This is a genomic window from Agrobacterium tumefaciens (genome assembly GCA_025559845.1).
Taxonomy (GTDB): domain Bacteria; phylum Pseudomonadota; class Alphaproteobacteria; order Rhizobiales; family Rhizobiaceae; genus Agrobacterium.
In genome coordinates, this window is sequence record CP048470.1 from 1176019 (window position 1) to 1189392 (window position 13374).

The following is a 13374-nucleotide window of genomic DNA, read 5'->3' on the forward strand; positions in this document are numbered from 1 at the left end:
TCATCCTATGCGTAGAGAGAATTGATGACCTGCTCGCCCAGTGCGAAGCCTGTGGATGCGCCGGTGCCGCCCGTGACCATGACAAGGCGGATATTGTCGGCGGGTTCGTCGACCATGACGACCCGATCGCTTGCCGAGGCATAACTGCCGCACCAGCGGCCGATGATTTCGCGTCCCGGCAGATCGAATATCTGATCGAAGGCTTCCATGATCAGCGTATCGATGCGATCCTGCGCAAAGGGCTCCTGCGCATTGCCGTAAACATGGCTATCTCCGACGACCAGTGAACCGTCCGCCGACCTGACGGCGATCAGATGGATGCCTTCGCGGCGCATCTCGGAAAGCTCCGCATCCAGCCGGTCGCACAGCGCTTTGGCCACCGGCAGATCGGCAAACCCCTCATAACGGCCGAAGCTCAGATCGGACATGACGGCAGCATCGAACTTGATCGGTTTGGCGGGCATCACGCGCAGCATCTGCAACGTGCAGACGCGGAGCTTGTACGGGGCAATACGATCGGGGAAAAGCGTGGAGAAGTCGTCGCCGGGGCAGACAACGCAGGCTTCCGCCTCGATCACGCCACGGCTGGTCGACACAGTCGTACCGTCCACCGCATTGACCGCTGTATTCCAATGGAACGTCACACCATGGCGGGCTTCAAGCCAGGCGGCAATCTTCGGGATCGCCTCGCGCGATTCAACCCTGATCTCATGCGGGCTGTAGAGAGCGCCGCGCATGCCTTCGGCCCTGATCGACGGCACATGTTCGAGAGCCTCTGCCGCGGAAACCCGTCGGCAATCCGATCCCATATCAGTCTCTAGGAAAGCATCGAGCACCGCCTCGGCCTCCTGACGGTAGGCGGGCATGACCAGACCGCGATGCAGAACCTCAATGCCGGCCTCCTGCGCCACCTCTGCCCAGACATCCCGGGCGCGGCGGGCACGCGCCCAGTGATCGCCCTGTTTCTGGCCGGAAATGGTGATGAAACCGAAGTTGCGGATCGAAGCCCCGATGGCCTTGGCGTTGCGCTCAATGACAACGACCTTCTTGCCTTTCTTGACGGCAGCCAAGGCCACCGAAAGACCGACGATGCCGGCGCCCACCACGGCAAGATCAAAATGTTCGCTCATGATCCTTACTTTCTCAAATTCATGCTTTGCCTGATCTGTCTACAGTCAAAGCATGACAGCACTTTTCTCGGTAACGTCGCGGGTCGAAAACCAATGTCTCAGGCAGCTGAGGCAAACACAGCATCACGGCTGCCGATGAAATTGCGGCCGCGCTCGCCCAGCAGCGCGTCGTCGATGGCCCGCAGCCAGTTTTCCCGTGTCACACCGTAATCGGTTGCCGTCGTCGAGACGCCGAGCCGGTGAAGGAACACCTCCAGCGCATCGGCACCGGCAGAGAGATCGTCACCGAAAATGCGGCGCAAAGCAGCGTCGCAGTCGGCGTCGTGGCCCATCACGCTGCGCATGATCGCCGGCAGGCTGAAGGAGCAGGCAATGCCATGCACCGTGCCGTGATGCAGCGTCAGGTAATAGGAAAGGGAATGGGCAAGCGCCGTCTTGGTGTTGGAAAACGCCAAACCGGCAGAAAGGCTTGCCCGCATCATGCGCTCGCGCAGACCGATATCACCGAGATTGTCGACCAGAAGCGGCAGAACGTCGATGATCTCCCGCGCCGCAGAAACCGCATGGCTTGCAGACACCGGGTTGGCATTGACGTTCCAGATGCTTTCAAGCGCATGCGACAGCGCGTCGAGCCCGGTGGACAGTAAAAGTGCCCGCGGCACACCCAGCGTCAGTTCCGGGTCGAGAATGGCGTATTGCGGATAATAACGCGCGTCGGCGAGTGAGTATTTCTTCTTGGCCGCCGTGTCCCAGACGGTTGCCCAGCAGGTAACCTCGCTACCTGTACCTGCTGTTGTCGGCACGGCAATGATCGGAAGATCGAGCAATGTCTCTGCTCCCGTGTGGCCTTCCAGAAAATTCTGGACGCGGGAGAAATCACGACCACCGGCCGAGAGAACCTTGGCTGTATCGATGACCGAACCACCACCGATCGCCAGAATGACTTCAGGCGTCCGGGTGGCGGCGCCAAAGGACCGGCAGGCAGCTCTCAGGCCGTCGAAGCTGGGGTTCGGTTCGACATCCCGCACGATAACCGCCGGTTCGCCAAGCTCTTGCGAGATACGGGCAACGAGGTCATCGAAGAACGGATGATCGTTGTAGGTCAGCAGGCAATAGGCGCGGTTGCCGACGGCCTTTCTGGCCTCGGCAAGGGCGCCGGCCCCGAAGATGATCTTCACAGGATTGGAATAGGTCCAGGCACGCATCGGTCGCTCCTTGTTTCGCCGATTGAATGACCCGGCAAAGACAATAAATCCAATCCATATTTTTGTTACGATCCATTGATAGGATCTATGGATTGGACGCCGTCTCGCACCGGTCGCGAGAGGGAGAGGAGATCTGACCATGGCCATCGTCTTTACCCATCTGAGAGCCTTTCAGGCGGTAGCCACCCATCGCGGTTTCTCGGCCGCCGCGCGCGCACTTCGGGTCAGCCAGCCGACATTGACGACGCAGGTCCGCGAACTGGAGGAACGCTACGGCGTCGAACTCTTTCTGCGTCAAGGCCGCCAGATCGAGCTGACCGAAGCTGGCCGCTCGCTGCTTTCGATCAGCGCCAGACTGTTCAAGCTTCACGAAGAGGCGGAGGAGCTGCTTCTCAATTTCGGTGAACTGAAGACCGGTGCACTGAAAATTGCCGCCGTCAGCCCGTTTCATGCCACCGACATGATCGCGCGCTTCATCGAGCGTTACCCGTCCTTCAAGGTCAACATGCTTCTCGGCAATTCCGACCGCACCTTGAAACGCGTCCTTGAGCTCGAAGCCGATATTGCGATCCTGGCGCATACGATCGACGACCCTCGCATCAAGACCATGACCTTCAGCACGCAGGAGATCGTCGCCTTCGTAAATGACGACCATGCCTGGTGGCAAAGGGACGAGATCGAACTGGCCGAGCTGGCGGGCGAACCCCTGATCCTCCGGGAAGAAGGCTCAACCACCCGTTATGCGCTTGAGCGCGCGGCCGAAGCCGCCAATGTTGCCCTCACGCCATTCATGGAAATCGGCAGCCGCGAGGGTGTGTGGAAAGCGGTTGAAAGGGGACTTGGGATCGGTGTCGTAGCGGACTTCGAATTCGTCCCCCACCCACGCATGAAGACATTGCGCATTTCCGGCGGCATGATCAGAACGGAGTATCGGCTGGCTTTTCTGGAAGACCGAAAGACGGTGCGATCGATCAAGGCTTTTGTCGAAACCGTTCTCTAGGACGGACTCTCGCAGAAGCAGTCGGCGCAACCCATAGATTTGACCTATGGTATCGACAGATAATTTGGATTGCACCTACGGGTCACAGACGGCGTTTTGTCACGAAACTGTCATCGTGTGACCTGTAATTAAACGCCATCCGACCAGGCAATTCACAGGGTAATTGCATCCAGTCCGGATCTATACATCGATAGCCGGACGACATTGGACGATTCACATTAAATTCTGCACGACGCACGGGACTTGTTCTTTTGCGTGCGGGAGAACCATGCCGAATTTTGGCTGAAGGAACAGGTAACAATGACAGCGATAACGGTCTCCAATGTCTCGAAGACTTTCGGCAAGACACGTGCTTTGGACAAGGTAAGCCTGACCGTCGAGCGCGGTGAAATGGTTGCGCTGATCGGCGCTTCAGGCTCAGGCAAAAGCACCCTCATCCGCCATATTGCCGGCCTGGAAGTGGCAGATGCTGTCGGTGGCCGCATCGACGTCCTCGGCGATCTTTGTCAGGACAGCGGGCGTCTCAACCGGCGCCTGAAACGGGGCCGCGTTTCCGTCATCTTCCAGCAATTCAATCTGGTCGGCCGGCTTTCCGTGCTGACCAATGTACTGATCGGCCACCTGGGCCGCACGCCGCGCTGGCGCGGAACGCTTGGCCTCTTCAACCATGACGAAAAACGCAAGGCCCAGGTCGCGCTGGAACGGGTCGGCATTCCCCAGGTGGTTACCCAGCGGTCCTCAACGCTGTCGGGTGGCCAGCAGCAGCGCGCCGCCATTGCCCGAACGCTGGTTCAGGAAGCCGAAATCCTGATTGCCGACGAGCCGATCTCCGCTCTCGACCCCTCATCTGCGCGGCGCGTCATGGATGTGCTTTCCGATATCAATTCCAGCGACGGCATCACCGTGGTCGTATCGCTGCATCAGGTCGAATATGCGCGCCGTTATTGCCCGCGCACCGTCGCGATGCGCAATGGCAAGATCGTTTATGACGGACCATCCAGCGCGCTGACGAACGAATTCCTGGCCGAGCTTTATGGCGCGGCCTCGGAAGAACTGGTCCTGCCGGATGCTCCGGCTGGCCATGCCGCTCCGGCCCTCAAGCCGGTCCTCAACAGACTGCAGGCCCAGCCCCTGCCCGCCTAACCACGTTTGACGACACGGAGACTACGATGAACGCGATCCTGAAAAGCATGGCGGCGATGTCGCTCGCCCTTACTCTGGGGTCTGCAGCGCATGCGGCAGAAACCATCAACTTCGGTATCATCTCGACCGAATCCCAGCAGAACCTGAAAAGCAGCTGGCTGCCCTTCCTCGATGCGATGAAGGAAAAGACCGGCCTTGAGGTAAAACCCTTCTTCGCGTCCGACTATGCCGGCATCATTGAAGGCATGCGCTTCGACAAGGTGCAGATGGCCTGGTACGGCAACAAGTCGGCCATGGAAGCCGTCGACCGCGCCGATGGCGAAGTGTTCGTTCAGAGCGTCGCCGTCACCGGTGAGCCGGGCTACTGGTCCGTGGTCATCGTGCCGAAAGAGTCTTCGATCCAGACGATCGACCAGCTCCTGACCTGCGACAAGTCGCTCAACTTCGGTCTCGGTGACGTCAACTCCACCTCCGGCTACCTCGTGCCGATGACCTTCGTGTTCTCGAAAAACAGCATCGACCCGAAGACCTGCTTCAAGAACGTCACCAACGCCAACCATGAAACAAATGCCATGGCTGTGGCCAACAAACAGGTCGACGCTGCCGCCAACAACACCGAGAACATGGCGCTTATCGAGCAGAACAATCCGAAAGCGTTCGCCAACATCCGCGAAATCTGGCGTTCGCCTCTGATCCCCGCAGATCCGATTGTCTGGCGCAAGGACCTGACGGAAGAAGCCAAGACGAAGATCCGCGATTTCTTCCTGACCTACGGAACCGACAAGTCCAAGGGTAACGTCGAGGAAGAGAAGAAAATCCTCGCCGGTCTGAAATGGTCGCCATTCCGCGCTTCCAACGACAACCAGCTTCTGCCGATCCGCGTCATGGAACTGACCAAGGCCATTGCGCAGGCTCAGGGCGATGCCAAGCTCGACGCCGCTGCAAGAGACGCAAAGATCAAGGACCTGACGGCGCAGAAGGCAAGATACGAAGCCGAACTCGCCAGCCTCGGCAACTGACCCCGATCGACCGTGAGGCAGGCCCGATGGCCTGCCTCCTCTTCCAACGCGAGACAATTCCATGACCAAAGCGATGACGACAACAGACACTGCCTTGACCGCATCTTTGCCGAAACAACCAGGCGGAACGCGAAACGGCCTTATCCTGCTCGCCGTTATTGCGGCACTGGCCTATAGCTGGACACCGGCGGAGATAGGCAGATGGACCTATCTGTTCACCGATGCCGGCAACATGGCTGAATATGCCAGCGGCTTCATGAAGCCCGACTTCGGTGACTGGCGATTTTACCTGGAGGAAATGGTCGTCACCGTGCAGATCGCCCTTTGGGGCACTTTTCTGGCGGTCGTCTTTTCCGTCCCGCTTGGCATCCTTTCGGCACACAACATGGCGCCGTGGTGGGTGCTGCAGCCAGTCCGTCGCCTGATGGACATGTTCCGCGCCATTCATGAAGTGGTGTTTGCGGTCCTTTTCGTGGTGGCTGTAGGACTTGGTCCTTTCGCTGGCGTGATGGCGCTTTTCATCCACACCACGGGCACGCTCTCCAAACTGTTTTCCGAGGCCGTCGAAGCCATCGACCCTCGCCCGGTCGAGGCGATCCGCACAACCGGTGCCTCTCGCGTGCAGCAAGTGCTGTTCGGCGTCATCCCCCAGGTGCTACCGCTATGGATTTCGCTCTCGCTTTATCGCCTGGAATCCAACATCCGCTCGGCAACCGTTCTCGGCCTCATCGGTGCCGGTGGCATCGGTCAGGTTCTGTTCGAAAACATTCGCGGTTTCTATTATCCGCAGGCCTCTGCAATGCTCATCATCATCATCGCCACCGTCAGCCTGATGGACCTTCTGTCTCAGCAGTTGCGCAAGCTCGTCCTGTAACGCCGGCCTCTGGTCCGCAGCCGTAATCGCGTGACACCCTGCCTCATAATGAAGCGTAAAATCACGCGGTTGTGCCGGAGCAATACGCCTCGTTAAACACGGCGGCAGTTTTGCGCCGCCATTCCCGTATTGGAACAGGACATCTCATTTTCGCCCTAAATCAGAAAAGCCGGACTGTTAGGTTTTCCGCAGGAGGAGTTTTGCGGAGGACCACCACGAACAGGAGGCATTGCGATGGCCCAGACAGTTTTGAATGCGCTTGGCGAGACGCTCTATTACAGCGGAAGTTCCACAGGTTTCTTCTCTGCCACCAATTCCGGCCCCCAACTTTACGGTAAGGCAGGCAACGATTCCATGTGGGGTGACAGTTCCGTTGATGTGACGATGATCGGCGGTACGGGCGATGACATCTACTACCTCTATTCGGGGATCAATCGAGCGGTCGAAAATGCCGGGGAGGGCATCGACACCATCGACACGTGGATGAGCTACACACTACCCGACAATTTCGAGAACCTGCGCGTCACGGGGAACGGCCGTTATGCCTTCGGCAATGATCTCGACAACATCATCACCGGTGGTTCGGGCTCGCAGACCATCGACGGTGGCGCAGGCAATGACGTGCTAATTGGTGGAGGTGGCGCTGATACCTTCATCTTCACGAAAGGCAACGGCACCGATCTCATCACCGATTTCGGCTCTGACGACACCATCCGCCTCAACGACTACGGCATCACGTCATTCGACCAGTTGATGAGCAATGCCACACAGCAAGGAAACGACCTGTGGCTCAATCTCGGAAATGGCGAAAGTGTCGTGCTGGCAAACACAACCGCCGATGAATTGCAGGCAGACCAGTTTGAACTGAGCCTCGATCGTTCGGTGCTCACGGCAACCTTCACCGATGACTTCAATTCCCTATCGCTCCACGACGGCGAACAGGGCGTATGGGACGCCAAATACTGGTGGGCGCCGGAAAAAGGCAGCACGCTCACCGGAAACGGTGAAAAGCAGTGGTACATCAATCCGTCCTATGAGCCGACATCCTCCGTCAATCCATTTTCGGTCGAGAACGGCGTCCTGACGATTACTGCAGCCGCCACACCCTCGTCGATCGAAAGTGAGGTGAACGGTTACGACTACACCTCGGGCATGCTGAATACCTATTCCTCCTTCAGCCAGACCTACGGTTACTTCGAGATCCGTGCGGACATGCCTGACGACCAGGGCGCCTGGCCCGCCTTCTGGCTGCTTCCGGCCGACGGCTCATGGCCGCCGGAACTGGACGTGGTGGAAATGCGAGGCCAGAACCCCAATACGGTCATCATGTCGGCCCACACCAACGAAAGTGGCTCACAGTCTTCGATCATCAACAATGTCAGCGTGGCAAGCACGGAAGGTTTTCACACCTACGGCGTCTTGTGGGAGGAAGACCACATCACCTGGTACATCGATGATGTGGCCGTAGCGCAGATCGACACCCCGTCAGACATGCATGATCCAATGTACATGGTCGTCAATCTCGCCGTCGGCGGCATGGCCGGAACACCGTCGGCGCAAGATTTCAGCGACGGTTCGCAGATGAAGATCGATTACATCAAGGCTTATTCGATCGATGACTGGTACGTCTGAGACCGGACAAAACGTTCATGCGGCGATTTTTTCGCCGCATGGCTCCTAGTTTTCCCGAAATGCCTGGCCGATCTGATCGGTCATGGGCTTGGCGAGATAAGCAAGCACGCTTCGCTCTCCGGTCTGAACAAATCCTTCGACGGGCATTCCCTGAACCGCCTGCCGTTTACCCAATCGTTTCCACTCATCGGTCTCGATCGTTGCTCTGGCGCGGTAATATTTTTCTCCGGTCTGCCTGTCTTCCAGAAGATCGGCAGAAACCGTGGAAATGCGGGCATCGAGTTCAGGTGTATCACGGTGATTGAAGGCTGACAGATTGAGCACCACCGCCTGTCCGGGCGCAATCTGGTCGATATCACGCGGTGCAATTCGTAGCTCGGCCGTCAGGTGGTCATCGCTTGGAACGATCCGCAGCATCGTTTCACCCGCACTGACAACAGCCCCCGCGGAATGAACGGCCATCTGATCGACCACACCCGCCTGCGGTGCGCGGATATCGATACGTTTCAGGTCGTCTTCTGCAGCGATCAACCGTTCGGAAAACTGGCCGATATCGCCCTGCGTCTGCCGAAGCTGTTCGGACACCTCGCTGCCATGGTCATCCTCGATCTGGATGATTTGCAGTTCGGTTTCGGTGATGCGCCCCTTCACCTGCGCGACAGAAGCGATAAAATTGCCGAGTTCGCCCGTCAGACGCGCGCTCTCGCGTTGAAGGGAATAGACCCGGGCTGCGGAAACAATACCCTGATCAAGGAGGTTTCTAAGGCTGGCGAGTTCCTTTTCCACCAGGTCGATTTCCAGACGCTTGCCCTTTTCCTGTGCAGCAAGCCCTTCCGCTTCCTGCTGCAATTGGCTGATGCGTTCGCGAAGTTGCGACTTCCTCCCCTCCCGTGAGGCACGGCGGTCGTTGAAGAGGCGTTGTTCACCCAGCAGCAATCGAAAACTATCCGGATCGGAGGTCGCCAGCGTGTTACTGATGGTCAGCACCGTTGCTGCGTCCCGTTCGGCCTGCAACCTTGTTGCCACGGCAGAGAGTTCTTTCAACCGCTTGCGGATGATCGCAAGGTTGGCGCGCGCCTGCGTGCCGTCGAAACGCAGGAGAACCTGCCCCGCCTCGACACTGTCGCCGTCACGCACAAGGATTTCCTGCACCACACCTCCCTTGAGATGTTGTACCGGCTTGACCTGGGTATCAACGACGAGAGTACCGGACGCAATGATCGCACCAGCGATATTGACGGTCGCGGCGAGCCCACCAGCCACACCAACGAGAACGAAGATCGTGACAAAGACGATACGAGAGAGGCGCCGGATGCTTTTATCCATATCGAGGTCGGTCTTGCCGTTCATGATGCCATGTCCTTGCCATAGGTGACGCGAAACGCCAGCGGGCCCGGCACCGGCGCTTTCGCCGGCTGAGCCAGTACGGTTTCCTTCGGCCCGAAGGCCTGAACCCGACCGTGGCCAAGGGCAAGGATATGGTCGGCAACGGACAACACATTTGGCCGATGGGCAACGACAACAGCGATACCGCCACGCTCACGCACCGTCTCAAGCGCCCGAAGAAGTGCAGCTTCGCCCTCGGCATCGAGATTGGAATTGGGTTCGTCCAGCACGACGAGGAAAGGGTCACCGTAGAGAGCCCGCGCCAGCGCTACTCGCTGCCTCTGACCGGCGGACAAGATCACGCCGCCCTCTCCGATCCTTGTCTCAAAACCATCAGGCAGTTCGGCAATCATCTGGCGAATGCCGGCAGCCTCTGCCGCCGCGATGATGGACTGAGAGGGCGCATCAGTGTCGAAGCGGGAAATGTTGTCGGCTATCGATCCGTCTAGCAACTGCACGTCCTGCGGCAGATAGCCGATATGTCTGCCCCGCTCGGCGGGCTCCCATTGGGCCAGCGATGCCTTATCGAATTTTATCGCCTCGGCCGCTGACGGCCAAAAACCGATCAGCGCCCGCGCCAGAGATGTCTTGCCGGAAGCACTCGGGCCCACGACACCGAGAACGGCACCGGCTACCAGTTCGAAGGATACATTGCGAAGCAACAGGTCGCGCCGACCAGGAGCTGCGAGAGACAGGTTTTCAACCGTCAGTGTTGCTTTCGGTGCAGGCAGTTTCACCGCCCGGTCCATCTGCGGTGTTGCGGCCAGAAGTGCGGCAAGGCGTGACCAGCTCTGCCGGGCTGCGGCAAAGCTGCGCCACTGCCCGATCGAAAGCTCCACCGGCGCCAGTGCCCGGCTGACAAGGATGGAGCTTGCTATGATGATACCACCGGTTGCCTCTTCACGAATAACGAGAAACGCGCCGACAGCAAGCACGCCCGACTGCAGCATCATCCGGGCGATGCGCGAGGACGTGGTCAGGAGCGAGACGATATTGCCCGTCCTGATCTGGCTGGCGAAATAGCGGTCGCTTGCAACAGCCCAGCGGTTTTCCAGCCGTGAGGCAAAGCCCATGGCCATGACCGCCTCACGGTTTTGCCGGGCATCGGCAGCAAAGGTGTGCCGCTGCGTGGAAAACTGCGCTGCAGCCTTTGCCGGGCGTTGGGAGAGGATTTCTGCAAGGACCGCAAAGATCACCAGAATGGCGGCGCCACAGAGGGCGGCAACACCGATCCACACGTGAAACAGGAAACAGACCGCGATGTATACCGGCATCCATGGCAGGTCGAACAGCGCCGTCGGGCCGGGGCCGGACAGAAAATTCCTCACCTGATCGAGATCGCGCACCGGCTGGAGCCCATCGCCAGCCGACGATCCATTCGCCGACGTCGACACCAGCACGCCAAGAACACCCCGATTAAGCCGCTGGTCAATCGAAACACCGATCCGCCCGAGTAAAAGCGATCGAAGCAGTTCAAGGACGCCCTGAAACAGGAAAAGTGCCGCAGCGATGATTGCCAGGCCGATAAGGCTTGGAACACTGCGCCCCGGCAGGATGCGGTCATAGACCTGCAACATGAAAATCGGGCCGGTAAACGCCAGCAAATTGATGACCGCGCTGGTGGCGCCAAGAGAGAAAACCGATCTTCTGAGCGGTTGAAGAACTGTCTTTCTGTAGGTGTCGGATGTCAGCTTCGATTGCACGTCGCCTTTTTCCTTCCGGGCTTTGAGGTCGCAAAAAGAGCCGATCAGACACCTTTGGAAGGGTTGACCGGCTATCCTATTGTCCCGGAAGGTGACGGCTTTCCGAAGCGAAAATCTTCCACACAGGTGCCGTTGGTAAAGCCGCGCCTAAAACCGCGATGATCACTGTGCCGTATTGACGTTGACCAGGAACAACGAAGCATTTCAAACAGGTTGATTTCATCTTTACGCCGTCTCGGAACGTTCCGGGAGAACGCTCGAAGATAAGCCAGATATCGCCAAATAACGCCGCTTGAAACGCTCAGAAAAAGCAGCTTAAATCGACGCACAAACCGAGCCGGAAATCGCATTTTTCCAAAATCCAAAAGTCTCGCATTCTTCAAAGACAGACACTCGGGAAGGTTTGGCATCATCTTTCTTATCATCGCCTGGAATAACCAACCTTGAGGTAAAGATGTCTTTCTTGCTTGCACTTCTGATTGGCGTGATTGCCGGACTCCGCGCCATGACGGCACCGGCCGCGATTGCATGGGCAGCCTGGCTGGGCTGGCTCGATCTCTCCGGCTCCTGGCTGGCCTTCATGGGCTCCGTCTGGGCCGTTGGTATCTTCACCATCCTCGCCGCCGTCGAACTGGTCACCGACCAATTGCCCACGACGCCCAGCCGCAAGGTACCGCAGCAGTTCGGCGCACGCATTCTCATGGGCGCGCTGACAGGTGCCGCAATTGGCGTACCCTCCGGCAACTGGATTGTTGGCCTGATCGCCGGCATCGTCGGCGCCGTGGTCGGCACCTATGGCGGTGCCGCTGCTCGCGGCAAACTGGCCGCCAGCTTCGGCAAGGACCCACCGGCCGCCTTTATCGAGGACGCCGTCGCCATTATCGGCGCCTACCTGATCGTTTCATCGCTATGAAGGCTTTTGACGCAATCATCATCGGGGCCGGGCAAGCCGGCCCTTCGCTTGCCGGACGTTTCAACGATGCCGGCAAGAGCGTTGCGATCATCGAGCGCAAACATGTCGGTGGCACCTGCGTCAACACCGGCTGCAAACCAACGAAGACACTTGTCGCCAGTGCCTATGCGGCCCATCTTGCCCGCCGGGGCGCAGAATATGGTGTAGTGCTGGACAGCAAGGTGGCGATCGACATGCCGACGGTCATGCGCCGTTCGCACAAGGTCACGCTGGACAGCCGCCACGGAAACGAAAGCTGGCTGGGCAGCATGGCGAACTGCACACTGATGCGAGGTCACGCGCGTTTCGAAAGCCCCAACACCGTGCGCGTTGACGATGAGCTTCTGACCGCGCCGCAGATCTTCCTGAACGTCGGCGGTCGTGCGGCAATCCCGGATTTTCCAGGCATCGATGACGTGCCCTACATGACCAACAGCGACATCGTCATGCTGGACCGCGTGCCAAAGCATCTCATCATTATCGGCGGTAGTTACATCGGCCTGGAGTTTGCGCAGATGTATCGTCGTTTCGGCGCCGAGGTCACGGTCATCGAGAAGGGTCCCCGCCTCGTCGCGCGAGAGGACGAGGATATATCCGAGGCCATCAGCGGCATTCTCGAGGCCGAAGGCATCGCTATTCATACCAACGCCGACGATATTCGTTTCCGCAAACATGAAGACGGTATTGCCGTTAAGACCGGTAGAGATGGTGGAGACACCATTGGCTCGGACGTCCTGATCGCCGTTGGCCGCCGTCCGAACACCGACGATCTCGGTCTCGATCGGGCTGGCGTTGAACGCGATGCGCGCGGTTACATCAAGGTCGACGATCGTCTCGCCACCAATGTCGAGGGAATCTGGGCCTTGGGCGACTGCAATGGCCGAGGCGCCTTCACGCACACGGCCTATAATGACTTCGAGATTGTCGCGGCCAACCTCTTCGACGGCGAGGACCGCAAGGTCTCCGATCGCCGGGTCGGCTATGCGCTTTATATCGACCCGCCCCTTGGCCGTATCGGCATGAGCGAGACGGAAGCGAAGAAGACCGGTCGCAAGGTTCTTGTGGGCCACCAATCCATGGCCCGCGTCGGCCGCGCCGTCGAAAAAGGTGAGACCCAGGGCCTGATGAAATTCATCGCCGATGCCGAGACAAAGGAAATTCTCGGCGCCGCCATTCTCGGCACCGGCGGCGACGAATCGATCCACGGCATTCTCGACATGATGAACGCCGGTGCGACCTACGATCAATTGCGCTGGGCAGTCCCAATCCACCCAACCGTCTCCGAATTCTGGCCAACGGTTGTCCTCAGCATGAAAGAGTAACGTCTGTC

11 protein-coding genes are annotated in these 13374 nt (G+C 58.7%); 7 read left to right on the plus strand and 4 right to left on the minus strand.

The window, feature by feature from the left end; translation table 11 throughout:
- Positions 1 to 5: 5 nt before the first annotated feature.
- Positions 6 to 1130 (minus strand): TIGR03364 family FAD-dependent oxidoreductase, encoded by a 1125-nt coding sequence (locus FY156_21770; protein UXS04131.1) that lies wholly within the window; start codon positions 1128 to 1130, stop codon positions 6 to 8.
- 98 nt (positions 1131 to 1228) lie between these two features.
- The gene (locus FY156_21775) at positions 1229 to 2335 is read right to left on the minus strand and encodes a phosphonoacetaldehyde reductase (protein UXS04132.1); all 1107 of its coding nucleotides are present in this window, start codon (positions 2333 to 2335) and stop codon (positions 1229 to 1231) included.
- A 139-nt stretch (positions 2336 to 2474) separates the two neighbouring features.
- On the opposite strand from FY156_21775, the gene FY156_21780 reads away from it, so the two are divergent.
- The 5 genes from FY156_21780 to FY156_21800 all read left to right on the plus strand — a co-directional run bounded on the left by FY156_21780 (position 2475) and on the right by FY156_21800 (position 8003).
- On the plus strand, positions 2475 to 3335 hold the full coding sequence (locus FY156_21780) for a LysR family transcriptional regulator (protein ID UXS04133.1): 861 nt from the start codon (positions 2475 to 2477) through the stop codon (positions 3333 to 3335).
- A 300-nt stretch (positions 3336 to 3635) separates the two neighbouring features.
- Complete coding sequence (phnC, locus tag FY156_21785) at positions 3636 to 4478, plus strand: phosphonate ABC transporter ATP-binding protein (protein UXS04134.1); 843 nt, start codon at positions 3636 to 3638, stop codon at positions 4476 to 4478.
- Positions 4479 to 4504: 26 nt separating this feature from the next.
- Positions 4505 to 5497, plus strand: coding sequence for a phosphonate ABC transporter substrate-binding protein (gene phnD / locus FY156_21790; GenBank protein ID UXS04135.1), 993 nt, complete (start codon positions 4505 to 4507; stop codon positions 5495 to 5497).
- A 61-nt stretch (positions 5498 to 5558) separates the two neighbouring features.
- The gene (gene phnE / locus FY156_21795; GenBank protein UXS04136.1) at positions 5559 to 6371 is read left to right on the plus strand and encodes a phosphonate ABC transporter, permease protein PhnE; all 813 of its coding nucleotides are present in this window, start codon (positions 5559 to 5561) and stop codon (positions 6369 to 6371) included.
- Positions 6372 to 6605: 234 nt separating this feature from the next.
- Positions 6606 to 8003 (plus strand): family 16 glycosylhydrolase, encoded by a 1398-nt coding sequence (locus tag FY156_21800; protein UXS04137.1) that lies wholly within the window; start codon positions 6606 to 6608, stop codon positions 8001 to 8003.
- 45 nt (positions 8004 to 8048) lie between these two features.
- On the opposite strand, the gene FY156_21805 is transcribed toward FY156_21800, so the two are convergent.
- Positions 8049 to 9353, minus strand: a complete 1305-nt coding sequence (locus FY156_21805; GenBank protein ID UXS04138.1) for an HlyD family type I secretion periplasmic adaptor subunit — start codon at positions 9351 to 9353, stop codon at positions 8049 to 8051.
- The gene (locus FY156_21810) at positions 9350 to 11092 is read right to left on the minus strand and encodes a type I secretion system permease/ATPase (GenBank protein UXS04139.1); all 1743 of its coding nucleotides are present in this window, start codon (positions 11090 to 11092) and stop codon (positions 9350 to 9352) included. The genes FY156_21805 and FY156_21810 overlap by 4 nt, the downstream gene beginning before the upstream one ends.
- Before the next feature lie 454 nt (positions 11093 to 11546).
- Between FY156_21810 and FY156_21815 the strand changes: the two genes are divergently transcribed.
- Together FY156_21815 and FY156_21820 are read left to right on the plus strand one after the other, a co-directional pair.
- A complete protein-coding gene (locus tag FY156_21815; protein UXS04140.1) occupies positions 11547 to 12005 on the plus strand; it encodes a DUF4126 family protein in 459 nt (152 codons plus the stop codon).
- The gene (locus tag FY156_21820; GenBank protein ID UXS05196.1) at positions 11996 to 13366 is read left to right on the plus strand and encodes an FAD-containing oxidoreductase; all 1371 of its coding nucleotides are present in this window, start codon (positions 11996 to 11998) and stop codon (positions 13364 to 13366) included. Before FY156_21815 ends, FY156_21820 begins: the two co-directional genes overlap by 10 nt.
- Positions 13367 to 13374 lie beyond the last annotated feature (8 nt).